Source organism: Streptomyces sp. NPDC048664 (assembly GCF_040650555.1).
Lineage (GTDB): Bacteria > Actinomycetota > Actinomycetes > Streptomycetales > Streptomycetaceae > Streptomyces.
Map to the genome: position 1 here is coordinate 55,663 of NZ_JBEZHK010000009.1, position 25,861 is coordinate 81,523.

Sequence of the window (25,861 nt, forward strand, 5' to 3'; positions counted from 1 at the left end):
GTCGGCACCCTTGACGTAATGTTCAGTTCACCGACGCGGGGTGGAGCAGCTCGGTAGCTCGCTGGGCTCATAACCCAGAGGTCGCAGGTTCAAATCCTGTCCCCGCTACTGAAAGTCCGAGGCCGGAACCCATGAGGGTTCCGGCCTCGGCGTATGTCGCCCACGAAGTCGCCTTCGCGTGGTCGTCGCCTTGGCGTGGTCCGCTCGCGGCCGGGTTCCGGTCAGGCCGCCGCGCAGGCCGGGCACAGGCCGCGGTAGGTGACCTCGACATCCGAGACCGTGAAGCCGAAGCGCTCGGCGTCGGGCAGATCCGCGAGCGGATTGCCGGTCGGGTGCACGTCGCGGATGGCTCCGCAGCCGGCGCAGACCAGGTGGTGGTGCGGACGGTGCGCGTTCGGGTCGTAGCGCTTGGCCCGCTTGTCGGTGGCGACCTCGATGACCTCGCCGAGCGAGACCAGCTCACCCAGCGTGTTGTACACGGTCGCCCGGGAGATCTCGGGCAGTCGGGTCACGGCACGGGCGTGCACCTCGTCGGCCGTCATGTGGACGTGATCACCGTCGAGGACCTCAGCCACGACACGTCGCTGCGCGGTCATCCGCCATCCGCGTCCGCGCAGCCGTTCCAACAGGTCGCTCATGCGCACCAGCCTAACAGTCGGGGGACCAGATCCCGAACGAATGTGATTTTGGAGCTCTCCTTGACTTAGACAATGTCCATTGTGGGATCGAAAACGAATTTGGCCAAGCAACAAGTGTGGCCGGACGGGACGCAGGAGGTACACGTGACGCAGGGGCCGCTCACGACGGAGGCCGGAGCCCCGGTGGCCGACAACCAGAACAGCGAGACCGCAGGCGTCGGTGGCCCGGTGCTCGTCCAGGACCAGCTCCTGCTGGAGAAGCTGGCCCACTTCAACCGGGAGCGCATCCCGGAGCGCGTGGTGCACGCGCGCGGTGCGGGCGCCTACGGCACGTTCACGGTGACCGCCGACGTCACGCCGTACACGCGTGCCGCGTTCCTCTCCGAGGTCGGCAAGCGGACGGAGACGTTCCTGCGCTTCTCCACCGTGGCCGGGAACCTGGGGGCCGCGGACGCCGTGCGCGACCCTCGTGGCTGGGCGCTGAAGTTCTACACCGAGGAGGGCAACTACGACCTCGTCGGCAACAACACCCCGGTGTTCTGCATCAAGGACGCCGTCAAGTTCCCCGACTTCATCCACACCCAGAAGCGCGACCCGTACACCGGCTCGCAGGAGGCGGACAACGTCTGGGACTTCTGGGGTCTGTCGCCCGAGTCCACCCACCAGGTGACCTGGCTGTTCGGCGACCGGGGCATCCCCGCCTCCTACCGCCACATGAACGGCTACGGCTCGCACACCTTCCAGTGGAACAACGAGGCCGGCGAGGTCTTCTGGGTCAAGTACCACTTCAAGACCGACCAGGGGATCAGGAACCTCACCCAGGCCGAGGCCAACAGGCTCGCCGGCGAGGACCCCGACTCCCACCAGCGCGACCTGCGGGAGGCCATCGAGCGGGGCGACTTCCCGACCTGGACCGTGCAGGTGCAGATCATGCCGGCCGACGAGGCGGCCCAGTACCGCTTCAACCCGTTCGACCTCACCAAGGTGTGGCCGCACGAGGACTACCCGCCGATCGAGATCGGCAAGCTGGAGCTCAACCGCAACCCGGAGAACGTCTTCGCCGAGGTCGAGCAGTCGATCTTCAGCCCCGCGCACTTCGTGCCGGGCATCGGCCCCTCCCCGGACAAGATGCTCCAGGGCCGCCTCTTCGCGTACGGCGACGCGCACCGCTACCGGGTCGGCGTCAACGCCGATCACCTGCCGGTGAACCGCCCGCACGCCACGGAGGCGCGCACCCACTCCCGTGACGGCTTCCTCTACGACGGCCGCCACAAGGGGGCGAAGAACCACGAGCCGAACAGCTTCGGCGGCCCGCTCCAGACGGACCGGGCGCTGTGGCGGCCGACGGCGGACTTCACGGCGGGCACCGGCAACCACCCGGCCCCGGTGCACGCCGAGGACGACGACTTCGTGCAGGCGGCCGACCTCTACCGGCTGATGTCCGAGGGCGAGAAGGGCCGTCTGGTCGAGAACCTGTCGGGCTTCCTCGCCAAGGTGTCGCGGAAGGACATCGTCGCGCGCGCGGTCGGCAACTTCCGTCAGGCCGACCCGGACCTCGGCAAGCGCCTGGAGGCCGCTGTCCAGGCCCTGCGCGGCTGACCCGGGTCGGACCGCTTGCCGTAGGGGACGGGCCGAGGCCCCCCGGGGGGCCTCGGCCCGTCGATGTCGACAGCCCTCAGGGCAGGGTGGCCGGAACGGGCGGCCGGGCCGGTGCCCAGCAGCGGATGATGTCGCGGACCGAGACGACGCCCACGGGTTCGTCGCGGTCGAGGACGATCAGATGCCGGAAGCCGCCCCGGGTCATGGCGCGGGCGGCCTCCTCGAGTGTCCAGGACGGCGTCGCGAACACGACGTCCGTGGTGGTGTGGGCGTGGGCCGGCTCGGCGTCCGGATCCTGGCCGAGGCCGACGGAGTTGAGGATGTCGCGTTCGGTCAGGATGCCGGGGCCGCCCGCCTCGGGGTCGAGGACGACGGCCGCGCCGACCCGGCGGGCGGACATCAGGGCTGCTGCCTGGCGGAGGGTGTGTGCGGGCCCGATGGTGAGGACCATCGTGCTCATGGCGTCGCGGACGAGCATGGGGCGGAGCCACCTCCCGTGCACTGCTTCACACGTTCACCAGTGGGGGAGTCCCAGACTCGCAGGCAAAGGGCGGGTCAACAAGAGGGCGCACGACGTGAGTTCAGGGGCTCACGGAACAGCCCTCGGCCGCCCTCAGTACCGCCCGTTCAGATGGTCCAGCAGCGTGTCGTGCAGGAGCCCGTTGGACGCGGCCGCGTTTCCGCTGTGCGGCCCCGGGCGTCCGTCCAGCCCCGTGAAGGAACCGCCCGCCTCCGTCACGATGATCGCGTTCGCCGCCATGTCCCACAGCGACAGCTCCGGCTCGGCGCACAGGTCCACCGACCCCTCGGCGACCATCATGTACGGCCAGAAGTCGCCGTAGCCCCGGGTGCGCCACACCGCGCGCGTCAGGTCAAGGAAGCCGTTCAGCCTGCCCTGCTCCTCCCACCCCGACAGCGAGGAGTACGCGAAGGACGCGTCGGCCAGCCGGGAGACCTCCGAGACGCGCAGCCGGGACGCCGAGAACAGGCTGCGGCCCGTGAACGCGCCGTGCCCCTGGGCGGCCCACCAGCGGCGGCCCAGCGCGGGGGCCGACACCAGGCCGACCACGGGCTGGTATCCGCCTTCCCCCGTCTGCATGAGCGAGATCAGGGTCGCCCACACCGGCACGCCGCGCACGTAGTTCTTGGTGCCGTCGATCGGGTCCACGACCCAGCGGCGCGGTCCTGTGCCCTCGATGCCGTACTCCTCGCCGAGGACCGCGTCCCGCGGGCGGGCCCGCTGCAGCTGGCTCCGGATCAGTTCCTCGGCGGCCTTGTCGGCCTCGCTCACCGGTGTCATGTCGGGTTTGGTCTCGACCTTGAGGTCGAGCGCCTTGAACCGGTCCATCGTCGCCGCGTCCGCCGCGTCCGCGAGTACATGGGCGAGCCGCAGGTCATCGAGATAGTCGGGCATGACCGAACCGTATCCGCCCCGCCCGGGACACAGCCACACCGGACGCGCGCGATCACGGCGAGCCGCGCACGATGGCCGACGCACGCCCCCACCGCCGCCGCGCACCCTTGACACCGCATGCGCCCGCGTCAACCCTGTCCGTCAGAGCTCCCGGCCCCGAGGGAGGCGACGATGCCCGCAGCGCGGGAATCCCTGCTGGACGCCGCGTACATGGCGCTTTCGCGCCGCCCCTGGTCCGCCGTGCGCATGGTGGACGTGGCCACGGCGGCCGGTGTCTCCCGCCAGACGCTCTACAACGAGTTCGGCAGCAAGGACGGTCTGGCGCGGGCTCTGGTCCGCCGGGAGGCCGACGCCTTTCTGGCGGGTGTCGACCGCGTGCTCGCCGTCCACGCCGAGCCGCGGGAACGCCTGACCGCCGCCGCCGAGTGGACCATGAGGACGGCCCGGGGCAACGCGCTCGTACGGGCCATGCTCACCGGGAGCTGGAGCGAGCGGCTGCCCGCGCCGCCGCTCAGGGCGGTGCCGTCCAGCTCGGCGGTGCCCGCCCAACGGCGTGCCGACGGTCCGCTGCCCTCACCGACGGACTTCGTCGCGCTCGTCCGCGACCGCGCCGTGGCCGCGCTGTCCGGGCCCGGAGTGAGCAGGGGAAGCGTCCCGGAGCTCGTCCGGGCCTGTGAACTGGTCGTCCGGCTGGCGCTGTCCTGCGTGGCCGCCCCACCGGAACAAGGGGTCGCGGAGCTGGTGCGCGCGGCCCTGCCCCGGCAGACGCGGTGAGGGGCGCGGCGCGCGGCTCAGTGCGCGGACCCCGAGAGCTGCAGCCCGATCACCCCCATGATCACCAGCGTGATCGAGATGATCTTCAGGGTGGACACCAGGTCGTCCAGGAAGATCATGCCGTAGATGGCGGTCCCGGCCGCGCCGATGCCGGTCCACACCGCGTACGCCGGTCCCACGTCCAGCTTCTTCAACGAGAGGGTCAGCAGGCCGAAGCTGCCGAGGGCGAAGCAGGCGAACGCGATCGTCGGCCACAGCCTGGTGAAGCCGTGCGAGAGCTTGAGACACACGGCGAAGCCGGTCTCCAGAACACCGGCCACGATGACCAGCAGCCACGCCATGTCCCGTCCTCCCGCGCGCCCACGTCGACGGGTAAGCATTTACCGGCGCGCGAGAGAACCAAACACGCCTCAGTCCCCTTCCTTCCGCTCGCGCGTGGCGAGCAGTCGGCGCAGGGAGTAGAGGCGCTGCGGGTCGGCGTGCCCCTCGCTCACCCAGGCGTCCAGGGCGCAGTCCTGTTCGTCGTGACCGCACGCCCGGGGGCAGCCCTCGGTGCCGGGCTCCAGGTCGGGGAAGGCGTGGATCACCCGGGAGGGGTCGACGTGCGCGAGCCCGAAGGACCGTACGCCCGGGGTGTCGACGACCCAGCCGTCCGCTCCCCACAGGGGCAGCGCCAGCGCCGAGGTCGTGGTGTGCCGGCCGCGGCCGGTCACCGCGTTGACATGCCCGGTGACGCGCCGCCGCTCCTCGGGCACGAGCGCGTTGACCAGCGTCGTCTTGCCCACGCCCGAGTGCCCGACGAACGCCGTGACCTTGCCGTCCAGCTGCTCGCGGACCCGGTCCGCGGCGCCGCCGTTCTCCAGTTCCTCACGGCTGGTGACGACGTACGGGATGTCGAGCGCCCCGTACAGCTCCAGCAGCTTGTCGGGGGAGGCGCGGTCCGACTTCGTCAGGACGAGGAGCGGTTCGAGGCCGCCGTCGAAGGCCGCGACCAGGCAGCGGTCGATGAGGCGGGGACGCGGCTCGGGGTCGGCGAGCGCGGTGACGATGGCCAGCTGGTCGGCGTTGGCGACCACGACGCGTTCGTAGGGGTCGTCGTCGTCGGCGGTGCGGCGCAGGACCGAACTGCGCTCCTCGATGCGCACGATGCGGGCGAGGGTGTCCTTGGTGCCCGACAGGTCCCCGACGAGGGCGACCCGGTCGCCCACCACCGCGGCCTTGCGGCCCAGCTCACGGGCCTTCATCGCCATGACCGTACGGTCCTCGACCAGACAGGTCAGCCGGCCACGGTCGACGGTGAGGACCAGCCCCTCGGCCGCGTCCTCGTGCTTGGGCCGGATGTGGGTCCGCGGGCGGTTGCCCTTGCGGTTGGGACGGGTCCGGATGTCGTCCTCGTCGGTGTGCTTGCCGTAGCGGCGCATGATCGTGATCCGCCCGTCAGTTCCCGAGCATCCCGGACCACAGCTCGGGGAAGTCGGGCAGCGTCTTGGCCGTCGTCGCGACGTTCTCGATCCGCACCCCGTCGACCGCCAGCCCGATGATCGCGCCCGCGGTCGCCATGCGGTGGTCGTCGTAGGTGTGGAAGACCCCGCCCCGCAGCGGGCGCGGGCGGATGTGGAGACCGTCCGCGGTCTCGGTGACATCGCCGCCCAGCTCGTTGATCTCCTTGGTCAGCGCGGCCAGGCGGTCCGTCTCGTGCAGCCGCAGATGGGCCACGCCGCGCAGGGTCGAGGGGGAGTCCGCGAGCGCGGCGACCGCGGCGATGCCGGGCGTCAGCTCGCCGACCTCGCCGAGGTCCACGTCGATGCCGTGCAGGGCGCCCGAACCGGTGAACTCCAGGCCCCGCTCGGTCAGCGCGCAGGAGCCGCCCATCTCGGTGAAGATCTCCCGCAGCCGGTCGCCGGGCTGGGTGGTGCGGGTGGGCCAGTCGGGGACGACCACGGTGCCGCCGGTCACCAGGGCGGCGGCGAGGAAGGGCTGGGCGTTGGACAGGTCGGGCTCGACGGTCAGATCCCGGCCGAGCAGGGCGCCCGGGGTCACCCGCCACACGTCGGCCTCCCCGCCCGACTCCGGGGTGTCCACCTGGGCGCCGGCGGCGCGCAGCATCTCCACGGTCATACGGATGTGCGGCAGCGAGGGCAGGGTGGAGCCGGTGTGCCGGACCTCCACCCCCTGGTTGAAGCGCGGCGCGGACAGCAGCAGGGCGCTGACGAACTGGGAGGACGAGGAGGCGTCGACGGACACCGGACCGCCGTCGAGCGCGCCCCCGCCGTGGACGGTCAGGGGCAGCGCCCCGCGGCCGTCGTCGTCGATACGGGCACCGAGGCCGCGCAGGGCGTCGATCACGCCGTGCAGGGGGCGTTCGTAGGACCGCGGGTCGCCGTCGAAGCGGACGGGGCCGTCGGCGAGCGCGGCGACCGGCGGCAGGAAGCGCATCACGGTGCCCGCGTTGCCCACGTCGACGGTGGCCGGGCCGTGCAGCGCGGCCGGGATCACGCGCCAGGCCTCGCCGGAGCCGTCCGGGCCGACCCCTTCCTCGATGCCGACGCCCAGCGCACGCAGGGCACCGGCCATCAGCAGGGTGTCGCGGGACCGCAGCGGGCGGCGCAGCCAGCCGGGCTCGGAGGCCAGGGCGGCGAGGATCAGCGCACGGTTGGTGACCGACTTGGACCCGGGCACGTGGACCGTCGCGTCGACGGGTCCGCTCGCGTGGGGGGCGGGCCAGAGAGCGGTGTGCGCGGAGTTCACGGTCATGCGCCCCACTGTAGTGGCTGGTCCGGTCCGCAGATCTTGATCAAAGACGGCGGAACGAGCCCGAACCGTCGTCCGTCACCGCCGTCGCCGGTCCCGTCGGGGCGCGCGCGGTGCTCAGCGGGTCACCACACCCGCAGCAGCCACTGGGCGCCGCCCATCAGCGAGCACAGCGACACCACGTGGAACAGGAAGAACCACAGAGCCGCCGGCACGTGGGTGAGCCGCGAGAGCTGGTCGGCGTCGGAGTCCCCGGCGCCGCCGCGCGCGCGCTTCACCTGGAGTTCGAAGGCGGGCCGTACGCCGCCGATCAGCAGGAACCACACCACCGCGTACGCGAAGGCCGCCTGGACCTGCGGACCGGTCAGCCAGGTCACCAGGACGAACACGCCCCCGGTGAGCACCACGGTCAGCGCGCCGTAGGCGTTGCGGATCATCACCAGCATCACCAGGAGCAGCACGGTGGCCAGCCACAGCAGCGCGGTGATGTGCCCCGCCGCGAGCAGCGCGGCGCCGCCGAGGCCCAGGAGCGGGGGAGCGGTGTAGCCCGCGGCGGCGGTGAGGATCATGCCCAGGCCGTACGGCTTGCCCCGGCTGACGGTGAGGCCGCTGGTGTCGGAGTGGAGCCGGATCCCGGTGAGGGTGCGGCCGGTGAGCAGCGCGACCAGCCCGTGGCCGCCCTCGTGCGCGATGGTGATGGCGTTGCGCGAGACGCGCCACACGCGGGGCGGGACGACGACGCAGAGCGCGGCCACCAGCGTGGCGACCACCACCCACAGGTCGGGATCGGGCTGGGCGCCGACGACCTGGTCCCAGAGGTCGGGCAGCGAGCTGAGAGAGATCGCGCTCAAGGTGGTCGAGGCGGGACTGTGCATGATCGGCGTTGGCTCCCGGGCGAGGCGTCGGATCTGGCAGTCTGGCACGTATGTGCGGAAGGTACGCGGCCAGTCGCAGGCCCGAGGATCTCGCGGCAGTCTTCGATATCGGGATGAGGGAGCCCGAGGAGCCCCTGGCACCCGATTTCAACGTCGCCCCGACCAAGGAGGTCTACGTCGTCCTGGACCGTCCTGTGAAGGACGCCGACGACAGGCGGCCGGTTCGCCAGTTGCGCAGACTCCGGTGGGGACTGGTCCCGTCCTGGTCCCGGACGCCCGAGGGCGCCGCGCGGATGATCAACGCGCGTGCCGAGACCGTGCACGAGAAGCCCTCCTACCGCCGCGCCTTCGCCGCCCGCCGCTGCGTCATCCCCGCCGACGGCTACTACGAGTGGGTCACCGGCAAGGAGGAGCGCGACCTGGAGACCGAGGGCCGCAGGAAGCGCCCGCGCAAGCAGCCCTACTTCGTGCTGCCCGCCGACGGCTCGGTCTTCGCGATGGCCGGGCTGTACGAGTTCTGGCGCGATCGCACCCTGCCGGACGACCATCCCGGCGCGTGGTGGGTGACCTGCGCGGTGATCACGACCGAGGCGGAGACGGCACCGCTGGCCGCGGCCCCGGCCGAGGGGCCGCGGGCCCTGGCCGACATCCACCCCCGGATGCCGCTGATGCTCACCCCGGACCGCTGGGACGCCTGGCTCGACCCCGCCCGCACCGACCCGGACGGCCTGCGCTCCCTGCTGGAGCCGCCGCCGCCCGGTCTGATGCGCGCCTACCCCGTCTCAACGGCGGTCAGCAACGTCCGCAACAACGGCCCGGAGCTGCTGAAGGAGCTGGAGGCCCCCGAGGAGGGCACACTCTTCTGACGTGACGGACTCCTCCCAGCACCGCAGCCCCCACGCCCTTCCGGGCGAGACCCAGAGCGTCGGGACCGACGCCGGAACGGCCCGTGTCACCTGGCACAGGGCGCCGCGGCCGCGGCTGGTCCTGGCCGTGAGCCATGGCGCGGGCGGCGGCATCGAGGCGCGCGACCTGCGGGCGCTGGCCGAGGCGCTGCCCGCGCACGGGGTGAGCGTCGCCCTGGTGGAGCAGCCCTGGCGGGTCGGGGGCAAGAAGGTGGCGCCCGCGCCCAGGACGCTGGACGCGGGCTGGCGCGGGGTGTGGCCCGTCCTCGCGGACGCCGGGCCGCCCGTGATCGCCGGGGGCCGCAGCGCCGGGGCCCGGGTCGCCTGCCGCACGGCGCGCGAACTCGGTGCCGCCGCCGTGCTCGCGCTGAGCTTCCCGCTGCACCCGCCGGGCAGGCCCGAGAAGTCCCGGGCCGACGAACTGCTCGGCGCGGGTGTGCCCACGCTCGTGGTCCAGGGCGGCAACGATCCGTTCGGGAGGCCGGAGGAGTTCCCGCGGGGGCCCTACGACCTCGTCGAGGTGCCGTACGGCGATCACGGTCTCGCCGTCCCCAAGCGCGCGGACATCACGCAGGAGGCGGCGCTGGAGGTCGTCACCGGGGCCGTGGCGACGTGGGTCATGTCACTCGGGTGACTCCCGGGAGCCGCGGGAATGCCGCGGAGCGGACCGCTGTTGTGCGGATCAGACGGCACGGGAAGGTGCCGCGCCGACGCAGAAGAGGGAGTCCGCCGCATGGGTTCGACCGTATGCCCGAGCCGCCGCAGCAGTGCTGACCTGGACTGGACGGTGCTGCACGCGGCGCGGAGCGGCCCTGTTCGGGCGGCGGCCGGTAAGGATGTTCGTCTATCCTCCGATTCCAGTGGGATCGGTTTCGGTCCTGCCACGTCACTGGAGGAGGTGGGTCCGGTCACCGGTACCGACGCAGGGACCGACAACGGCCAGGCGGAGCAGCCCGAGGGCCGGGGCAGGGACGCGGAGTCGTCCGCCGCGCGCAGTGCGCGCTTCGAGCGGGACGCCCTGGAGTTCCTCGACCAGATGTACTCGGCGGCGCTGCGCATGACGCGCAACCCGGCCGATGCCGAGGACCTGGTCCAGGAGACCTACGCGAAGGCGTACGCCTCCTTCCACCAGTTCCGCGAGGGCACCAACCTCAAGGCCTGGCTGTACCGGATCCTGACCAACACGTTCATCAACTCGTACCGCAAGAAGCAGCGCGAACCCCAGCGCAGCGCGGCCGAGGAGATCGAGGACTGGCAGCTCGCGCGCGCCGAGTCGCACATGTCGACCGGACTGCGCTCCGCCGAGTCGCAGGCGCTGGACCACCTGCCCGACTCGGACGTGAAGGCGGCCCTCCAGGCGATCCCGGAGGAGTTCCGTATCGCCGTCTACCTCGCGGACGTGGAGGGCTTTGCGTACAAGGAGATCGCGGACATCATGGGGACACCCATCGGTACGGTGATGTCCCGGCTGCACCGTGGCCGCCGTCAACTGCGCGGCATGCTTGAGGACTACGCCCGCGAGCGCGGGCTCGTCCCGGCCGGCGCCGGAGAGTCGGACGAAGCGAAAGGTTCGGGCTCATGAGCTGCGGAGACGAGCACGAGACGGACTGCAGTGAGGTCCTGGACCATCTCTACGAGTTCCTCGACAGCGAGATGCCGGACATCGACCGCAGCAAGTTCCAGCACCACTTCGAGGAATGCTCGCCCTGCCTGGAGAAGTACGGGCTGGAGCAGGCCGTGAAGAAGCTCGTCAAGCGCTGCTGCGGTCATGACGACGTGCCGAGCGATCTGCGGGCCAAGGTCATGGGCCGTATCGAGCTCATCCGTTCGGGCCATACGGTGCCCGAGCACGACGTGACCGCGACGCCTCGGGAGTCCTGACCCGCTCCGTGCTCGCCGGGGCCCCGGCTCCCGAGGGGCCCCGACCCGAGATCTCTGGACAGTCGTTCGAGCAACACGTGTCAACCCCCACCGATTTGTCACTCGAATGTGTTAATCCGTGGGGGGTCGGCCCATGGATTCCCCCGAATGCCGCCTCCGGGCGGCATCCCGCCCCCTAGGCTCCGGAGCCTGAAAGGGGCATGACCGGGCTCGCCCTGTTTCATGACGGTTCACGCCGGTTGCACGACGGGCGCGGGTTCGGGGGGAGGTGCGTCATGGGGTCCGTACGGCCGTGGGCGCGCGTGTACGTGGGCTGCACCGTCCTGGCCGCACTGGTGTGCGCCGCCCCCGCGCCGGGCGCCCCCGCCTCCTGGTGGGCGCTCCTCCTGCTCGCCGCGCTCCACGCCGGCTGCGAGCAGCTCCCGTGCGGCCGCGCCCCCGGATGCCGCACCTCCTCGGGCCGCGCCGCCGGCGACCGGGCGCCCGAGGACATGGGCACCTTCTTCCCCGTGCTGCTCGCCGGCGCCTTCCTGCTGCCACCCGCGGCCGCCGCGCTGGTACCGCTGCCGGGCGCCCTGCTGGTGCCGGTCGCGGACCGGCCCGCGGGGCTGCGCCGCGCCTGGCGGGTCGCCCAGCTCGCGCTCGCCGTGTGGACCGCCTCGCGGGTGCACGGGGCACTGGGCGGCAGGGACGCGGTCGTCGGCCCGCGCTTCCCGTACGCCCTGCTGACCGCGGGAGCCGCCGCCGTCGCGTTCTGCCTGGTGCTGACCGCGCTCGACGCCGGAATCCTCGCGCTGGCCGAGAAGGCCCCGGCCCGCCTGCGCGGCCCCCTGCCCGCACGGACCCGGGAACTCGGCGCGGTCTGGCGCGGGCTGTTCCTGCGCTCCCTCGCCCCGGTCGCCGTGCAGGGGCTCGCCGGCCTGATGATGGCGGTGCTGTGGCGCAGCCCCTACGGCCCCGTCGCCGCGCTGCTCGTCCTGCTGCCCATGTACGTCTCGTGCTGGGTCTTCGCCCAGTACCACCGGGAGCGCGCCGCCCACCAGGCGACCATCCGCGCCCTCGTGCAGGCGGTCGACATCAAGGACGGCTACACCCGGGGACACAGCGAGCGGGTCGGCCAGGCCTCGGTGATGATCGCCCGCGAACTGGGCATGGACGCCGAGCGCGTGGAGGTGCTGCGGTTCGCCGGGATCCTGCACGACGTGGGCAAACTCGGTGTGCCGACCCGGCTGTTACGCAAGGACGGGCCCCTCACCCCCGAGGAGCGCCGGATCATCGAACTGCACCCCGAGTACGGCCACGAGATGGTGCGCGGGATCGGGTTCCTCGGCGAGGCCCGCTCCGCGATCCTGCACCACCACGAGCGCCTCGACGGCAGCGGATACCCGTACGGACTCGTGGGCTCCCAGATCCCCGAGTCCGCCCGGGTGGTGGCGGTCGCCGACGCCTTCGACGCGATGACGTCGACCCGCTCCTACCGGCGCGCGCGCCCCGTCGAGGCGGCGCTCGCGGAACTGCGGCGGTGCGCGGGAGCCCAGTTCGACCCGACGATGGTCCGGGCGCTGATCCGCGCGCTCGCCCGGCACGGCTGGCATCCGGTGGTGACCGCCGACGAACCGCGCGGAAACGTCCCGCCGCGGACCGTGCCCAGGGCCGGGGAACCGGCCGGGCCCCGCCGCGGCGGGGCGGGCGCATGACGCCGCATCGCCCCACGCCCCTGTCCGCCCACCTCGCGGCCGCGCTCCTGGCCGCCTGCTGCCTCGCCCTCACCCTCTGGCACGGCCTGGCCGAACCCGCTCTCGCCCTCGCCTTCGGGGCCCTCGTCGCGGTCGGGGAACTGTCGCGCTGGAGCGGCGCGGGGGAGCGGGAGCCGGCTCCGCTCGGGGCGGCGGGCGCGCTGTCGTACGCCCTGCTCGGACAGAACGCCGGGCACCCCACCCACCACGGGATGCCGCAGGTCGTCACCGTGGTCCTCGTGGCCACCCTCGCCGGCTGCGTCCCCCATGTCGCCCAGGGACGCGGATCCACCGCCGACCACCTCACCCGGCGCCTGCTCACCGTCGGCTTCGCGGCCCTGTGCTTCCAGCCCCTGTGCAGCCACGGCAGGGCGCACGGCTGGAGCGGACCGGCGTACGCGCTGCTCGTGGTCGCACTCCTCGTCCTCACCACCCTGTGTGACGCCGTGCTCGCCGCCGCTCTGGAGCACTCCAGGACCCGGTGGCCGTTCGGGCCGCTGCTGCGCGACGAACTGCGGGCCCGGTCCGGCATCGGCTCGGCGGTGTGCGCCACCGGCGCCGTGATGTCGCTCGCGGTCGGCGTCGTGGGCCTGTGGGCGCTGCCCGTGTTCTGTCTGCCGCTGCTGCTCACCCAGCTCTCCTACCGGCGGCACGCGGCCGTGCGCGCCACCTACCGGCAGACGATCGCCTCCCTGGCGCGTGCCACCGAGATCGCCGGGTACACGCCCGCGGGCCACGCCCGCCGGGTGGCGGCGCTCAGCCGGGCCGTGGGCCGCGAGCTGGGCCTGGCCGAGCCCGAACTGACCGTCCTGGAGTACGCGGCTCTCATGCACGACATCGGGCAGCTCAGCCTCGTCGACCCGGTGCCCGACGGAGCCACCGCGGTGCTGCCCGCCGAGGAGCAGCGGCGCATCGCGCTGCTCGGCGGCGCCGTCGTACGCCAGACCGGCGTGGACGCCGCGGTCGCCGTCGTCGTGGAACGGCAGGCGGACCCCTACCGGGAGCAGCCCGTCAGCGCCAGAATCGTCCGGGCGGTGAACGCGTACGAGGAGATGGCGCGGGAAGGAACGGGACCAGGAGGAGTGCTGAGCGCCCTGGAGCGACTGCGGCTGGCCTGCGGTCACGACTACCAGCCGGAAGTGGTGGAGTCACTCGCCAGGGTGTTGCTCAGGGACGGTCTGACCTTGCCGGCGACGGGGTAACCCATGGGTAATGAGCGCCCGTCCGGCGGTACGTGGTTGGATGCGAGAAGAGGTGTTCGGGGACCCAGCGCGGCCCCCGCTCCCCGCGGGGGCGGGGATGGGCCGGACTGGCAGACGGGAAACGCAAGGGACTGGCAGGCGGGAATCGTGAGGATCTTCGGCAAGGGACGGCACCGGCCCTCCGCCTCCTGGCGGCAGGCCACCGACCGGGCGTTCAGCCTGATCGGCGACGGCCGGTACGAGGACGCGGGAGCCCTGCTGACCCGTGCCGCCGACCTGGAGCCCTGGCTGTCGGAGTCCTGGTTCAACCTGGCGCTGCTGCACAAGTTCCGCCACGACTGGGAGCAGGCCCGCGCCGCCGGACTGCGTGCCGTGGCCCTGCTGGACCGGGAGACCGGGGCGCCCGACTGGTGGAACGTGGGCATCGCCGCCACCGCCCTGCAGGACTGGCCACTGGCCCGCCGCGCCTGGCAGGCGTACGGACTGAGGGTGCCCGGCGGCCCCTCCTGGTCGAAGTCCGGGACGGGTGCCGCCGTCGGCGAGCCCGCCGGGATGGAGCTGGGCAGTGCGGCCGTGCGGCTGTCGCCCGAGGGCGAGGCGGAGGTCGTCTGGGGGCGCAGGCTCGACCCGGCGCGGATGGAGGTGCTCTCCATCCCGCTGCCGTCCTCCGGGCGCCGCTGGGGCGAGGTCGTCCTGCACGACGGGGTGCCGCACGGGGAGCGCACCACGGCCGCCGGCCACGCGTACCCCGTCTTCGACGAGATCGAGCTGTGGGCGCCCTCACCGGTGCCGACCTGGGTCGTGCTGCTGGAGGCCGCGACCGAGGACGATCGGGACGCGCTGGAGCGACTGGCCGCCGAGGCGGGGTTCGCCGCCGAGGACTGGTCGTCGTCCGTCCGGCTGCTGTGCCGTACGTGCTCCGAGTCCCGGATGCCGTCCGACGAGGGCGACGGCGAGCACCTGGACCCGCACGACCACAGCGAGCCGGGGCACCCGGGCCCGCTCGGCCACCGCACGGACGGGCAGCTGTGGGTGCCCGAGCGGGAGTGCGGGGTGGCCGCGCCGGCGTCGCTGGTGCGGGGGCTGCTGGACGGCTGGGTCGCGGACAGCCCCGACTCGCGCGACTGGCGGGATCTGGAAGAGGTCTGCTGAGATCGTCGTCGGCCGCGGGCCGGCCCGGGCCGATCGCGCCGGGGGCCCGGCCGGTCGCCGGCTCTGCCCGCGCCCCTGGGGCACGCGGGCTCCCCTTACCCTGTATCAGCAGGTTCACCCCTTGTTTTGAGGAAGGCGTACGTCGGTCATGGCGCAGCAGGACACCGATCAGCAGCACGGAGGCGTGCTCCCCGTGGACGACGAGGGCTTCGTCATCGACAGCGAGTCGCCCGAGGAGCGTGAGGCCGCCTGGCGCGAGCGCGGTACCTCCCGGCCGATCACGGTGGTGGGGAACCCCGTGCTGCACAAGGAGTGCAAGGACGTCACCGAGTTCGGCGAGGAGCTCCAGCAGCTCGTCGCGGACATGTTCGCCAGCCAGCGGACCGCGGAGGGCGTGGGCCTGGCCGCCAACCAGATCGGTGTCGACCTGAAGGTCTTCGTCTACGACTGCCATGACGACGAGGGCGTGCGGCACGTCGGCGTGGTGTGCAACCCGAAGGTGGTCGAGCTGCCCGCCGACCGGCGTCGCCTGGACGACAGCAACGAGGGCTGCCTGTCCGTGCCGACCGCCTACGCCCCGCTCGCGCGTCCGGACTACGCCGAGGTGACCGGGCAGGACGAGAGCGGGCACCCGGTCAAGGTGCGCGGTACCGGGTACTTCGCTCGGTGTTTGCAGCACGAGACGGACCACCTGTACGGCTACCTCTACATCGACCGGCTCTCCAAGCGCGAGCGCAAGGACGCCCTGCGGCAGATGGCCGAGAACGAGCCCCGCTACCCCGTGGTGGCCAACGGCTGACACCGCTTCGCTCTCGGCGACCGCGAGACGACGCCCGGCCGGGCATGCCCCCGGCCGGGCGTCGCTCATGTGTGCATCGCACATTCGCACCCTTGTACGTATGAACTGGCCCATATTCAGTCAGGCAAGGGAGATTCTCGGCACCGTGGGGTAGTGAGTGGAGCAAATCCGTTCCCAGAGCGGTCAGTTGTGGTGCTGAATAGAAAGCGCGGGGATTCGCAACGGCGCGCGCCCGGCACGGGCGGGAGGGGCGTGTGCCAACCGGCGGCTGAGAGGGGTTTGTTCGTGCCAGCTTTCCCACACAGCACTTCACCGACGGCGACCGCGGTCGCGGTTCCACCGGCGCTGCGTCTACCGGTGATCGAGACCGCGTTTCCCCGTCGACTTCACCCGTATTGGCCCCGTCTGCAGGAGAAGACACGTTCCTGGCTGCTGGAAAAGCGGCTCATGCCGGCGGACAAGGTCGAAGAATATGCCGACGGTCTGTGCTACACCGACCTCATGGCGGGCTACTACCTGGGGGCGCCCGACGACGTCCTCCAGGCGATAGCGGACTACAGCGCGTGGTTCTTCGTCTGGGACGACCGGCACGACCGCGACATCGTCCACCGACGGCCCGCCGCCTGGCGGCGGCTGCGGCTCCAGTTGCACGAGGCCCTGGAGGCCCCAGCAGGGCATCTGTACCATCCCGACCCGCTGGTCGGCGCCTTCGCGGACAGCGTCGCGCGCCTGTACTCGTTCCAGGGCGAGCGCTGGAACGCGCGCTTCGCCCGGCACTTCCATGCGGTGATCGAGGCGTACGACCGCGAGTTCGACAACCGTGCCACCAAAACCATACCGACGCCGGCGGACTATCTCGAACTCCGTCGGCTCACCTTCGCGCACTGGATCTGGACCGACCTGCTGGAGCCGAGCGCACGCATCGAACTGCCGGACGCCGTCAGAAAGCATCCCGGCTATCGGCGGGCGGCCCTGCTGAGCCAGGAGTTCGCGGCCTGGTACAACGACCTGTGCTCACTCCCCAAGGAAATAGCGGGGGATGAGGTCCACAATCTCGGCATCAGTCTCATCCACCATGAGGGGCTGACGCTCACAGAAGCGATAACGGAAGTCCGGCGACGGGTCGAGGAATGCGTGTCGGAATTCCTCGTCGCCGAGGAACAGGCGCTGCGATTCGCCGGAACGCTCGCGGACGGTACCGTGCGCGGCCGGGAACTGAAAAGCGCTGTCGAAGCGATCGTCGCGAACATGCGGAACTGGTTCAGCACCGTCTACTGGTTCCATCACGAGTCCGGCCGGTACATGGTCGACAGTTGGGACGACCGCTCGACACCCCCGTACGTCGACAACGAGGCGGCAGGTGAGCAATGACCCTGAAATCGACCCCAGAACTCTCCGTTCCGGTGGAGGGCGGCGCGGACCGGGCGGCCCGGCCCGCGCCCGCGGACGGGCTCCGTACCCCACCCCTGGCCGCGGGTGCGTGGCCGGCCCTCGGCCACGGCTGGAAGCTGGCCCGCGACCCGCTGGGCTTCCTGTCCCGGCTGCGGGACGACGGCGAGGTCGTCCGGCTGAGGCTCGGGCCGAAGACGGTGTACGCCATCACGACCCCGGAGCTGACCGGTGCCCTCGCCCTCAGCACCGACTTCAGGATCGGCGGCCCGCTGTGGGAGTCCCTGGAGGCGCTGCTGGGCAGGCAGGGGGTGGCCACCACCAACGGCCCGCTGCACCAACGCCAGCGCCGGTCGATCCAGCCCGCCTTCCGACTGGAGGCCATCCCTGCCTACGGGCCCGTCATGGCCGAGGAGACGCACGCGCTCGTGGAGCGCTGGCGCGGCGGCCACAGCCTGGACGTCATGGCCGAGTCGTTCCGCGTGGCCGTCCGGGTCGCCGCCCGCTGCCTGATGCGCGGCAGCTACATGGACGAGCGCTCCGAGCGAATATGCGCGGCGCTCGCCACGCTCTTCAGCGGCATGTACCAGCGCATGGTGATACCGCTCGGCCCGCTGTACCGCCTACCGCTTCCGGCCAACCGTGAATTCAACCGCGCCTTGGCCGATTTGCATCTCCTGGTCGATGAGATCGTCGCCGCCCGCCGCGCATCAAGTCAAAAGCCGGACGATTTGCTGACGGCTTTGCTGGAGGCGAAGGACGAGAATGGCCGGCCGATAGGGGAGCAGGAGGTCCACGATCAGGTCGTCGCCATAGTCACCGCCGGAAGCGAAACCGTCGGTTCCATGGTGATGTCGCTCCTCCAGGTCCTCCACGACCATCCGGAACAGGCGGACAAGATCCGCGACGAGGTGAAAGCGGTCGTGGGCGAACGGCCGGTCTCATTCGGTGATGTCCGAAAGCTGCCGCACACCGCGAATGTCATTGTCGAGACAATGCGCATGCGACCCGCCGTATGGATACTGACGCGCCGGGCCGCCGTCGACACCCAGCTCGGCGGATACCGCATTCCGGCCGGTGCCGACGTCGTCTACAGCCCGTACGCCATTCAGCACGACCCGCTGTCGTACGAGCGTCCCGAGGAGTTCGACCCCGACCGCTGGCTCCCGGAACGCGCCAAGGCGGTCCCGAAGTACGCGATGACCCCCTTCGGGGTGGGCAACCGCAAGTGCCCGGGCGACCACTTCTCCATGGCCGAACTCACGCTGATCACGGCGGCGGTGGCCCGCGCCTACCGCTTCGAGCACGCGCCGGGCTCCGACGACCGGCCCCGCATCGGTATCACCCTGCGCCCGCGCCGGCTGCTGCTGCGGGCCCTGCCGCGCTGAGAGGACGTGCGCCGGACGTGCTGTGCGTGCTCCTCGGTGGAGGAGCGCCGGCTCAGAAGTCCTCGTCCAGGTCGACGCTGCCCTCCACCGCCACCTGGTACGCCGACGGACGCCGCTCGAAGAAGTTGGTCAGCTCCTGGACCCCCTGGAGCTCCATGAAGGAGAAGGGGTTCTCCGAGCCGTACACCGGGGCGAACCCGAGCCGGGTGAGCCGCTGGTCGGCGACGCACTCCAGGTACTGCCGCATCGACTCGGTGTTCATGCCTGGCAGGCCGTCACCGCACAGGTCGCGCGCGAACTGCAGCTCGGCCTCCACGGCCTCCCGCAGCATGTCGACGACCTGCTGCTGAAGCTGGTCGTCGAAGAGGTCCGGCTCCTCCTTGCGGACGGTGTCCACCACGTCGAAGGCGAAGGACATGTGCATGGTCTCGTCCCGGAACACCCAGTTGGTGCCGGTGGCCAGGCCGTGCAGCAGGCCACGGCTGCGGAACCAGTAGACGTACGCGAAGGCGCCGTAGAAGAACAGGCCCTCGATGCACGCGGCGAAGCAGATCAGGTTCAGCAGGAAGCGGCGGCGGTCGGCCTTCGTCTCCAGCTGGTCCAGCTTCTCCACCGAGTCCATCCACCGGAAGCAGAACTCGGCCTTCTCCCGGATGGACGGGATGTTCTCCACGGCCGCGAACGCGGCGGTGCGGTCCTCCGGGTCGGGGAGGTAGGTGTCCAGGAGGGTCAGATAGAACTGGACGTGCACGGCCTCCTCGAACAGCTGGCGCGACAGGTACAGGCGCGCCTCCGGGGAGTTGATGTGCTTGTACAGCGTGAGCACGAGGTTGTTGGCGACGATCGAGTCGCCCGTCGCGAAGAACGCCACCAGACGGCCGATCAGGTGCTGTTCGGCCGGGGTCAGCTTGGCGAGGTCGGCGACGTCGGAGTGGAGGTCGACCTCCTCCACGGTCCAGGTGTTCTTGATCGCGTCCCGGTAGCGCTCGTAGAAGTCGGGGTAGCGCATCGGACGCAGGGTCAGCTCGAAACCCGGGTCGAGGAGGTTGGTGTTGCGGGTGGTGCTGGTCATTACTGGCAGGCCTCGCAGGACTCGGGGTTCTCCAGGGAGCAGGCGACCGCGTCGGGGTCGGTGGTCTGCTGCACCGGAAGGGCGGCGGGGGTCTGCGCCTGGGCGGCGCGGGCGATACGGGTCGCGGGTCGCGACCGCAGGTAGTACGTCGTCTTCAGGCCCTGCTTCCAGGCGTACGCGTACATCGAGGAGAGCTTGCCGATGGTCGGCGTCTCCAGGAACAGGTTCAGGGACTGGGCCTGGTCCAGGAACGGGGTGCGGGCGGCGGCCATGTCGATCAGACCGCGCTGCGGGATCTCCCACGCCGTGCGGTACAGGCGCCGTACGTCCTCGGGGATCCAGCGGAAGTCCTGCACCGAGCCGTTCGCGTCGCGCAGCGCCTCCCGGGTGCGCGCGTCCCACACGCCCAGTTCCTTCAGCTCGCGCACCAGGTAGGAGTTGACCTGGAGGAACTCGCCCGACAGCGTCTCGCGCTTGAACAGGTTGGAGACCTGCGGCTCGATGCACTCGTAGGCGCCCGCGATGGAGGCGATGGTGGCGGTCGGTGCGATGGCCAGCAGCAGCGAGTTGCGCATGCCGACGGTGGCGATCCGCTCCCGCAGCGCGGCCCAGCGCTCCGGCCAGGTCAGCTCGACGCCGTAGTGGTCGGGGTGCAGCACGCCCCGGGCGGTGCGGGTCTTCTCCCAGGCCGGCACCGGGCCGTTGCGCTCGGCGAGGTCGGTCGAGGCCTCGTACGCGGCGAGCATGACGCGCTCCGCGATCCGGCTGGACAGGGCCTTCGCCTCGGGGGAGTCGAACGGCAGGCGCAGCTCGAAGAAGACGTCCTGCAACCCCATGGCGCCCAGGCCCACCGGACGCCACCTGGCGTTCGAGCGGCCCGCCTGCTCGGTCGGGTAGAAGTTGATGTCGACCACGCGGTCCAGGAAGGTCACGGCGGTGCGGACGGCGTCGTCCAGCCGCTCCCAGTCCAGCTCGCCGCGCGCCGCGTCGACGAACGCGCCGAGGTTGACGGAGCCCAGGTTGCAGACCGCGGTCTCCCCGTCGTCCGTGACCTCCAGGATCTCGGTGCAGAGGTTCGAGGAGTGCACGACGTGGCCCGGCTCGGCCGTCTGGTTGGCGGTGCGGTTGGCGGCGTCCTTGAACGTCATCCAGCCGTTGCCGGTCTGCGCGAGCGTGCGCATCATGCGGCCGTACAGCTCACGGGCGGGCATCGTCTTCCTCGCCAGGCCCGCCGCCTCCGCCCTGCGGTACGCGGCGTCGAACTCCTCGCCCCACAGGTCGACCAGTTCCGGCACGTCGGAGGAGGAGAACAACGACCACTGCCCGTCGCTGTCGACCCGGCGCATGAACTCGTCCGGGATCCAGTGGGCGAGGTTCAGGTTGTGCGTACGGCGGGCGTCCTCACCCGTGTTGTCGCGCAGCTCCAGGAACTCCTCGATGTCGGAGTGCCAGGTCTCCAGGTAGACGGCGGCGGCGCCCTTGCGGCGGCCCCCCTGGTTCACGGCGGCGACCGAGGCGTCCAGGGTCTTCAGGAACGGCACGATGCCGTTGGAGTGCCCGTTGGTGCCCCGGATGAGGGAGCCCCGGGAACGGATGCGGGAGTACGACAGGCCGATGCCGCCGGCGTGCTTGGACAGGCGTGCGACCTGGTGGTACCGGTCGTAGATCGAGTCCAGCTCGTCCTTGGGGGAGTCCAGGAGGTAGCAGGACGACATCTGCGGGTGCCGGGTGCCGGAGTTGAAGAGCGTGGGGGAGGACGGCAGGTAGTCCAGGCGGCTCATCAGGCCGTACAGGGCCGCCACCTCGTCGACCGCCCGCGCGGTGTCGTCCTCGGCGAGCCCGGCCGCGACCCGCAGCAGGAAGTGCTGGGGGGTCTCGATCACCTTGCGGGTGATCGGGTGCCGGAGCAGGTAGCGGCTGTGCAGGGTGCGCAGACCGAAGTAGCCGAAGCGGTCGTCGGCGGCCTTGTCGATCATCGCGTCGAGCCGCGCCGCGTGCACGCGCACGAACTCGGCGGTCCGGTCCGCGATCAGCCCCTCACGCTGTCCGACCGCGATGGACTCGGTGAAGGACGTGACGCCCTGTGAGGCGGCCTCGGCGCGGATACCGATCGTCAGCAGCCGGGCGGCGAGCTTGGAGTAGGCCGGGTCCTCGGAGATGAGTCCGGCGGACGCCTCCGTGGCCAGGTCGCGCAGCTCCGCCGCGTCCGCCCGCGCGGAACGGCCGCGCAACGCGGCGGCGGCGACCCGGCCGGGGTCGGCGTCGGGGAGGTCGGCGGTCAGTTCGGTCAGGGTCCGCAGCAGCACGGCACCGGGACCGTCCGTCCCGTCGGTCTCGACCTGGGTCGCTGAAGCCGGATCGGCTGGCGCGATGGTCATGTGGCTCTCCCTCGCTCGGCACGGGGGCCTGGCGGAGGGCAGGGGGCAGCCACGAGCGCACACGGCGTCGCGTCCACCGGCCCACTCCGCGAGACCCGGACGTCACGCGCCCTGGGCCGGACGGCCGGGGCGCGCTGTCGACAGGTCCTCGGACTGACTCTCCTGCGTGTCCCGGAAGGCGGGCACGCACGAGTACACCGTTGCGGGACAGTTCCGGATTCGCACCGGATTCCCCTGCAGCGACAGCGAGCATGAGCATACATCTTGTGCCGGGTCGCGGTGGCACCCCCAGATGTTGTGCCGTGTCGGCTCCGGAGCGTGTCAGAGTGTCAACTCATAGGTGAGCAGGACGAGGTCCGTGAGGTGCGGCAGGGGGTTCCAGTCACGCTCGGGGGTACGGGCGAAGCCGAGGCGTTCGTAGACGCGGTGAGCGGCGTGCATGGACGGCTGGGTGGACAGCACGACACGCGCACAGCCGGGGACGCTCCGGGCACGGTCGAGGCAGGCGCGCACGAGGGCCTCGCCGGCGCCGCGGCCCCGGGCCGCGCGGTCGACGGCCAGCATCCGGATCTCGGCCTCCCCGGGCCCGGCGATGTCGGCCATGGGCCCGCCGGCCGGCACGAAGGTCACCCCGCCGAGCAGCCGCCCGTCCTCCACGGCCACCAGCACCTCGGCCGAGGCCACCCGCCTGGCCACGTCCCGCAGCTCACCGAGGTAGGGATCCGCCTCCCCGAAGTCGAGCAGCCCGTCCAGGAGATACGCCTGAGCGGTGATCTCCCCCAGCCCCCCGTACTCCCCACCCCTCACCCCCCGAACAACAACCCCCACACCCGCCCCCTCCCCTCGACCACGCACGACCAGCCCCCGGGACAGGGGCGCGGGGAACTGCGCGAAAACCCCCACGAACCCGCACCCGACCACGCACGGCAACCCCCTGCTAGGGGCGCGGGGAACTGCGCAAACCCCCGACGGCCCCGCACCCGACCACGCACGGGTCAGCCCCCGGGACGGGGGGCGTGGGGGAGCAGCCCCACACCCCCGTCGGACCGCCTAGGACGACACCCCCGCCGTCGCCGGAGGCAACTCCACCTCGACCCCAGGATCACCCGCGTCGGCGACGTAGTCCTCCGGCCTGGTCTCGTCCACCCCTTCCGGCGCCTTGACCGCCTTCAGCACGAACGTCAGAACCACCGCGGTCACCAGGTTCAGCACGAACGCCGTCAGCCCGATGTACCCGACCTCCCCGATCCCGGGGATCTCCTTGGCCGACCCGCCGAAGTGGCTCTGGGTCGGCGAGGCGACGCCGTACGCGGCGAGCGTCCCGTACGCCATGCCGACCGCCCAGCCCGCGAGCAGCGCCCACCGGTGGAACCAGCGGGTGAACAGCCCACCGACCAGGGCCGGGAAGGTCTGCAGGATCCAGATCCCGCCGAGCAGCTGGAAGTTGATCGCCACCGTCTTGTCCATGGTCAGGACGAAGACCAGGGCGCCCACCTTCACCAGCAGCGACACGATCTTGGAGACCTTGGTCTCCTGCGCCGGCGTGGCGTCCGGCTTGAGGAACTCCTTGTAGATGTTGCGCGTGAACAGGTTCGCGGCCGCGATGGACATGATGGCCGCCGGAACCAGCGCGCCGATGCCGATCGCCGCGAAGGCCACACCCGCGAACCAGTCCGGGAACATGTTCTCGAACAGCTGCGGAATGGCCAGCTGCCCGTTCTGCACCTTCACCCCCGCGGCGATGGCCATGACGCCGAGCAGCGCCAGCAGCCCCAGCATGAGCGAGTACAGCGGCAGGATCGTGGTGTTGCGGCGGATCACGTCACGGCTGCGTGAGGACAGCGTCGCCGTGATCGAGTGCGGGTACATGAACAGGGCGAGCGCCGAGCCCAGTGCGAGCGTGGCGTACGTCCACTGGCCCGCGTGCGGCGGCACGAGGGCGCCGCGCGGCTTGCCGGTGGCCGGGCTGACCTGGCTGAGCGCGTGGCCCGCCTTGGCGAAGACGTCGTCGAAGCCGCCGAGCTTGATCGGGATGTAGATGATCGCGACCGCGATGACGATGTAGATGAGCGCGTCCTTCACGAACGCGATCAGCGCGGGCGCGCGCAGGCCCGACGAGTACGTGTACGCCGCGAGCACGCCGAACGCGATCAGCAGCGGCAGGTCCTTCACGAACCAGTTGGTGCTCTCCCCGCCGCCCACGCCCATCACGTCCAGCACGGCCTGGATGCCGACGAGCTGGAGCGCGATGTACGGCATCGTCGCCAGGATGCCGGTGAGCGCCACCGCCAGGGCCAGCGCCCTGGAACCGAAACGGCCGCGCACGAAGTCGGAGGTCGTCACGTATCCGTGCCGGTGCGACACCGACCACAGCCGGGGCAGGAACAGGAAGATGATCGGATAGACCAGGACGGTGTACGGCACCGCGAAGAAGCCCGCCGCGCCCGCCGCGTAGATCGCCGCCGGGACGGCCACGAAGGTGTACGCCGTGTACAGGTCGCCGCCGAGCAGGAACCAGGTGACCCAGGTGCCGAAGGAGCGACCGCCCAGACCCCATTCGTCCAGGCTGTGCTCGTTGTCGGCCTTGCGCCAGCGGGCCGCGAGGAAGCCCATGACGGTGACGGCCAGGAAGAAGAAGACGAAGACGCCGAGCGCGACGCCGTTCACACCGTTCTTCATCGCGCCGCACCTCCCTTCCGGTGGCCGCGGGAGCGCTGGTCGCGCTGCCACAGCACGTAGGCGGTGACGGTCAGCGCCGTGGAGATGAGGACCCACAGCATCTGGTACCAGTAGAAGAACGGGATTCCGGCGAGCGTGGGGTCGATCCTGGCGTACGAGCCGACCCAGAGCAGGGCTACGAAGGGTGCTACGAGGCAGGCGGCGACGACGACGCGTGTGGGCGTCACCACCGCCGGTCTGGTCTCATCCGGCTGAGTGGACATCTGGCGGCTCCGTCCCTTCGGTGATCACCATGTGACGCGCAGGCAATCTAGGTGACACCGCCACGGAAACGGAAGTACCTGTCCGTATATCGATAGCGATATGTGCCGGGACCGTGGTCCGGGCACCCGGCGGCGGGTCAGTCCTGCGGGCGCCTGAGCCGTGCCACGAACTTGTACCGGTCGCCGCGGTACACCGACCGCACCCATTCCACCGGCCTGCCCTGCCGGTCCAGCGAGTGCCGGGAGAGCATCAGCATCGGCAGGCCCACGTCCGTGCCGAGCAGCCCCGCCTCGCGCGGTGTGGCCAGCGAGGTCTCGATGGTCTCCTCGGCCTCGGCGAGGTGGACGTCGTAGACCTCCGCGAGCGCCGTGTAGAGGGAGGTGTACTTCACCAGGCTGCGGCGCAGCGCCGGGAAGCGCTTGGCGGACAGATGGGTCGTCTCTATCGCCATCGGCTCGCCGCTCGCCAGCCGCAGTCGCTCGATGCGCAGCACCCGGCCGCCGGCCGAGATGTCGAGCAGCGCGGCGAGGGAGTCGTCGGCGGTGATGTAGCCGATGTCCAGCAGCTGCGAGGTCGGCTCCAGGTCCTGGGCGCGCATGTCCTCGGTGTACGAGGTGAGTTGCAGCGCCTGGGACACCTTCGGCTTCGCGACGAAGGTGCCCTTGCCCTGGATGCGCTCCAGGCGCCCCTCCACGACCAGCTCCTGGAGGGCCTGGCGGACGGTGGTGCGCGAGGTGTCGAACTCCGCGGCCAGCGCGCGCTCGGGCGGTACGGGGGTGCCGGGCGTCAGCGTCTCCGTCATCTCCAGCAGATGCTTCTTCAGACGGTAGTACTTCGGCACGCGTGCGGTGCGGACGGTCGCCCCGCCCTCGTTCTCCGCACTGCTGACGTCGCTGCTCATGCTCTGCCTTCCCGGCCTTCGCTGCCGAAGCGGCCGGCGCGGTGCCGGTCGCGGCTCACATCGT

25 protein-coding genes, 1 tRNA gene and 1 riboswitch are annotated in these 25,861 nt (G+C 71.3%); of the genes, 13 read left to right on the forward strand and 13 right to left on the reverse strand.

Annotation, left to right across the window (positions count from 1 at the left end):
• Positions 1 to 34 precede the first annotated feature (34 nt).
• Positions 35 to 108 (forward strand) — tRNA-Met (locus AB0C59_RS12325).
• A gap of 113 nt (positions 109 to 221) precedes the next feature.
• Here the strand turns inward: AB0C59_RS12325 and AB0C59_RS12330 are convergent.
• Positions 222 to 638 carry a Fur family transcriptional regulator gene (locus AB0C59_RS12330; RefSeq protein WP_363003425.1) on the reverse strand — a complete coding sequence of 139 codons (417 nt, stop codon included), beginning with the start codon at positions 636 to 638 and terminating at the stop codon, positions 222 to 224.
• A gap of 72 nt (positions 639 to 710) precedes the next feature.
• On the opposite strand from AB0C59_RS12330, the gene AB0C59_RS12335 reads away from it, so the two are divergent.
• Entirely contained in the window at positions 711 to 2,237 is a 1,527-nt protein-coding gene (locus tag AB0C59_RS12335) for a catalase (RefSeq protein WP_363003427.1), read from the forward strand.
• 76 nt (positions 2,238 to 2,313) lie between these two features.
• On the opposite strand, the gene AB0C59_RS12340 is transcribed toward AB0C59_RS12335, so the two are convergent.
• Entirely contained in the window at positions 2,314 to 2,715 is a 402-nt protein-coding gene (locus tag AB0C59_RS12340; protein WP_363003429.1) for a CBS domain-containing protein, read from the reverse strand.
• Positions 2,716 to 2,850: 135 nt separating this feature from the next.
• Positions 2,851 to 3,651: a histidinol-phosphatase gene (hisN, locus tag AB0C59_RS12345; protein WP_363003431.1), complete on the reverse strand. Its 801-nt coding sequence runs from the start codon at positions 3,649 to 3,651 to the stop codon at positions 2,851 to 2,853.
• 171 nt (positions 3,652 to 3,822) lie between these two features.
• On the opposite strand from hisN, the gene AB0C59_RS12350 reads away from it, so the two are divergent.
• Entirely contained in the window at positions 3,823 to 4,425 is a 603-nt protein-coding gene (locus AB0C59_RS12350; protein ID WP_363003433.1) for a helix-turn-helix domain-containing protein, read from the forward strand.
• Between the two features lie 17 nt (positions 4,426 to 4,442).
• Here AB0C59_RS12350 and AB0C59_RS12355 read toward each other — a convergent pair whose 3' ends face one another.
• The 4 genes from AB0C59_RS12355 to AB0C59_RS12370 form a co-directional block, all read right to left on the reverse strand.
• The gene (locus AB0C59_RS12355; RefSeq protein WP_363003435.1) at positions 4,443 to 4,766 is read right to left on the reverse strand and encodes a multidrug efflux SMR transporter; all 324 of its coding nucleotides are present in this window, start codon (positions 4,764 to 4,766) and stop codon (positions 4,443 to 4,445) included.
• Between the two features lie 69 nt (positions 4,767 to 4,835).
• Positions 4,836 to 5,846, reverse strand: a complete 1,011-nt coding sequence (rsgA, locus tag AB0C59_RS12360; protein WP_363003437.1) for a ribosome small subunit-dependent GTPase A — start codon at positions 5,844 to 5,846, stop codon at positions 4,836 to 4,838.
• Between the two features lie 16 nt (positions 5,847 to 5,862).
• Positions 5,863 to 7,179 carry a 3-phosphoshikimate 1-carboxyvinyltransferase gene (gene aroA, locus AB0C59_RS12365; protein WP_363003439.1) on the reverse strand — a complete coding sequence of 439 codons (1,317 nt, stop codon included), beginning with the start codon at positions 7,177 to 7,179 and terminating at the stop codon, positions 5,863 to 5,865.
• A 122-nt stretch (positions 7,180 to 7,301) separates the two neighbouring features.
• Positions 7,302 to 8,027 (reverse strand): M50 family metallopeptidase, encoded by a 726-nt coding sequence (locus AB0C59_RS12370; protein ID WP_363003441.1) that lies wholly within the window; start codon positions 8,025 to 8,027, stop codon positions 7,302 to 7,304.
• A 74-nt stretch (positions 8,028 to 8,101) separates the two neighbouring features.
• Here AB0C59_RS12370 and AB0C59_RS12375 point away from each other — a divergent pair, with 74 nt between their 5' ends.
• The 10 genes from AB0C59_RS12375 to AB0C59_RS12420 all read left to right on the forward strand — a co-directional run bounded on the left by AB0C59_RS12375 (position 8,102) and on the right by AB0C59_RS12420 (position 18,503).
• Entirely contained in the window at positions 8,102 to 8,917 is an 816-nt protein-coding gene (locus AB0C59_RS12375) for an SOS response-associated peptidase (RefSeq protein ID WP_363003443.1), read from the forward strand.
• Position 8,918: 1 nt separating this feature from the next.
• Positions 8,919 to 9,590: an alpha/beta family hydrolase gene (locus tag AB0C59_RS12380; RefSeq protein WP_363003445.1), complete on the forward strand. Its 672-nt coding sequence runs from the start codon at positions 8,919 to 8,921 to the stop codon at positions 9,588 to 9,590.
• Positions 9,591 to 9,854: 264 nt separating this feature from the next.
• Entirely contained in the window at positions 9,855 to 10,538 is a 684-nt protein-coding gene (gene sigR / locus AB0C59_RS12385; protein ID WP_363003447.1) for an RNA polymerase sigma factor SigR, read from the forward strand.
• Positions 10,535 to 10,837 (forward strand): mycothiol system anti-sigma-R factor, encoded by a 303-nt coding sequence (rsrA, locus tag AB0C59_RS12390; protein ID WP_363003449.1) that lies wholly within the window; start codon positions 10,535 to 10,537, stop codon positions 10,835 to 10,837. Before sigR ends, rsrA begins: the two co-directional genes overlap by 4 nt.
• Positions 10,838 to 11,112: 275 nt before the next feature.
• The gene (locus AB0C59_RS12395; RefSeq protein ID WP_363003451.1) at positions 11,113 to 12,534 is read left to right on the forward strand and encodes an HD-GYP domain-containing protein; all 1,422 of its coding nucleotides are present in this window, start codon (positions 11,113 to 11,115) and stop codon (positions 12,532 to 12,534) included.
• Positions 12,531 to 13,775 carry an HD domain-containing protein gene (locus AB0C59_RS12400; RefSeq protein ID WP_363003453.1) on the forward strand — a complete coding sequence of 415 codons (1,245 nt, stop codon included), beginning with the start codon at positions 12,531 to 12,533 and terminating at the stop codon, positions 13,773 to 13,775. The genes AB0C59_RS12395 and AB0C59_RS12400 overlap by 4 nt, the downstream gene beginning before the upstream one ends.
• A 147-nt stretch (positions 13,776 to 13,922) precedes the next feature.
• Positions 13,923 to 14,927 carry a hypothetical protein gene (locus AB0C59_RS12405; RefSeq protein ID WP_363003455.1) on the forward strand — a complete coding sequence of 335 codons (1,005 nt, stop codon included), beginning with the start codon at positions 13,923 to 13,925 and terminating at the stop codon, positions 14,925 to 14,927.
• A gap of 148 nt (positions 14,928 to 15,075) precedes the next feature.
• Positions 15,076 to 15,726 carry a peptide deformylase gene (gene def, locus AB0C59_RS12410; protein ID WP_363003457.1) on the forward strand — a complete coding sequence of 217 codons (651 nt, stop codon included), beginning with the start codon at positions 15,076 to 15,078 and terminating at the stop codon, positions 15,724 to 15,726.
• Between the two features lie 285 nt (positions 15,727 to 16,011).
• On the forward strand, positions 16,012 to 17,097 hold the full coding sequence (gene cyc1 / locus AB0C59_RS12415) for an epi-isozizaene synthase (RefSeq protein WP_363003459.1): 1,086 nt from the start codon (positions 16,012 to 16,014) through the stop codon (positions 17,095 to 17,097).
• On the forward strand, positions 17,094 to 18,503 hold the full coding sequence (locus tag AB0C59_RS12420; RefSeq protein ID WP_363003461.1) for a cytochrome P450: 1,410 nt from the start codon (positions 17,094 to 17,096) through the stop codon (positions 18,501 to 18,503). Before cyc1 ends, AB0C59_RS12420 begins: the two co-directional genes overlap by 4 nt.
• A gap of 52 nt (positions 18,504 to 18,555) precedes the next feature.
• On the opposite strand, the gene AB0C59_RS12425 is transcribed toward AB0C59_RS12420, so the two are convergent.
• The 6 genes from AB0C59_RS12425 to AB0C59_RS12450 form a co-directional block, all read right to left on the reverse strand.
• Positions 18,556 to 19,575, reverse strand: coding sequence for a ribonucleotide-diphosphate reductase subunit beta (locus AB0C59_RS12425; protein ID WP_363003463.1), 1,020 nt, complete (start codon positions 19,573 to 19,575; stop codon positions 18,556 to 18,558).
• Positions 19,575 to 21,953, reverse strand: a complete 2,379-nt coding sequence (locus AB0C59_RS12430) for a ribonucleoside-diphosphate reductase subunit alpha (RefSeq protein WP_363003465.1) — start codon at positions 21,951 to 21,953, stop codon at positions 19,575 to 19,577. The genes AB0C59_RS12425 and AB0C59_RS12430 overlap by 1 nt, the downstream gene beginning before the upstream one ends.
• A 143-nt stretch (positions 21,954 to 22,096) precedes the next feature.
• Positions 22,097 to 22,187: riboswitch (cobalamin riboswitch) on the reverse strand.
• Positions 22,188 to 22,274: 87 nt separating this feature from the next.
• Positions 22,275 to 22,781, reverse strand: coding sequence for a GNAT family N-acetyltransferase (locus AB0C59_RS12435; RefSeq protein ID WP_363003467.1), 507 nt, complete (start codon positions 22,779 to 22,781; stop codon positions 22,275 to 22,277).
• 222 nt (positions 22,782 to 23,003) lie between these two features.
• Positions 23,004 to 24,632: a monocarboxylate uptake permease MctP gene (gene mctP, locus AB0C59_RS12440; protein WP_363003469.1), complete on the reverse strand. Its 1,629-nt coding sequence runs from the start codon at positions 24,630 to 24,632 to the stop codon at positions 23,004 to 23,006.
• Complete coding sequence (locus AB0C59_RS12445) at positions 24,629 to 24,895, reverse strand: DUF3311 domain-containing protein (protein ID WP_363003471.1); 267 nt, start codon at positions 24,893 to 24,895, stop codon at positions 24,629 to 24,631. The genes mctP and AB0C59_RS12445 overlap by 4 nt, the downstream gene beginning before the upstream one ends.
• 137 nt (positions 24,896 to 25,032) lie before the next feature.
• Positions 25,033 to 25,797 (reverse strand): GntR family transcriptional regulator, encoded by a 765-nt coding sequence (locus AB0C59_RS12450; protein WP_363003473.1) that lies wholly within the window; start codon positions 25,795 to 25,797, stop codon positions 25,033 to 25,035.
• Positions 25,798 to 25,861: the final 64 nt, after the last annotated feature.

Bases quoted from the DNA above. Each gene is read 5' to 3' on its own strand.
- AB0C59_RS12330 (WP_363003425.1), bottom strand. From the start codon at position 638: ATGAGCGACCTGTTGGAACGGCTGCGCGGACGCGGATGGCGGATGACC.
- AB0C59_RS12335 (WP_363003427.1), top strand. From the start codon at position 711: ATGTCCATTGTGGGATCGAAAACGAATTTGGCCAAGCAACAAGTGTGG.
- AB0C59_RS12340 (WP_363003429.1), bottom strand. From the start codon at position 2,715: ATGCTCGTCCGCGACGCCATGAGCACGATGGTCCTCACCATCGGGCCC.
- hisN (WP_363003431.1), bottom strand. From the start codon at position 3,651: ATGCCCGACTATCTCGATGACCTGCGGCTCGCCCATGTACTCGCGGAC.
- AB0C59_RS12350 (WP_363003433.1), top strand. From the start codon at position 3,823: ATGCCCGCAGCGCGGGAATCCCTGCTGGACGCCGCGTACATGGCGCTT.
- AB0C59_RS12355 (WP_363003435.1), bottom strand. From the start codon at position 4,766: ATGGCGTGGCTGCTGGTCATCGTGGCCGGTGTTCTGGAGACCGGCTTC.
- rsgA (WP_363003437.1), bottom strand. From the start codon at position 5,846: ATGCGCCGCTACGGCAAGCACACCGACGAGGACGACATCCGGACCCGT.
- aroA (WP_363003439.1), bottom strand. From the start codon at position 7,179: ATGACCGTGAACTCCGCGCACACCGCTCTCTGGCCCGCCCCCCACGCG.
- AB0C59_RS12375 (WP_363003443.1), top strand. From the start codon at position 8,102: ATGTGCGGAAGGTACGCGGCCAGTCGCAGGCCCGAGGATCTCGCGGCA.
- rsrA (WP_363003449.1), top strand. From the start codon at position 10,535: ATGAGCTGCGGAGACGAGCACGAGACGGACTGCAGTGAGGTCCTGGAC.
- AB0C59_RS12395 (WP_363003451.1), top strand. From the start codon at position 11,113: ATGGGGTCCGTACGGCCGTGGGCGCGCGTGTACGTGGGCTGCACCGTC.
- AB0C59_RS12400 (WP_363003453.1), top strand. From the start codon at position 12,531: ATGACGCCGCATCGCCCCACGCCCCTGTCCGCCCACCTCGCGGCCGCG.
- def (WP_363003457.1), top strand. From the start codon at position 15,076: ATGGCGCAGCAGGACACCGATCAGCAGCACGGAGGCGTGCTCCCCGTG.
- AB0C59_RS12420 (WP_363003461.1), top strand. From the start codon at position 17,094: ATGACCCTGAAATCGACCCCAGAACTCTCCGTTCCGGTGGAGGGCGGC.
- AB0C59_RS12425 (WP_363003463.1), bottom strand. From the start codon at position 19,575: ATGACCAGCACCACCCGCAACACCAACCTCCTCGACCCGGGTTTCGAG.
- AB0C59_RS12430 (WP_363003465.1), bottom strand. From the start codon at position 21,953: ATGACCATCGCGCCAGCCGATCCGGCTTCAGCGACCCAGGTCGAGACC.
- mctP (WP_363003469.1), bottom strand. From the start codon at position 24,632: ATGAAGAACGGTGTGAACGGCGTCGCGCTCGGCGTCTTCGTCTTCTTC.
- AB0C59_RS12445 (WP_363003471.1), bottom strand. From the start codon at position 24,895: ATGTCCACTCAGCCGGATGAGACCAGACCGGCGGTGGTGACGCCCACA.
- AB0C59_RS12450 (WP_363003473.1), bottom strand. From the start codon at position 25,797: ATGAGCAGCGACGTCAGCAGTGCGGAGAACGAGGGCGGGGCGACCGTC.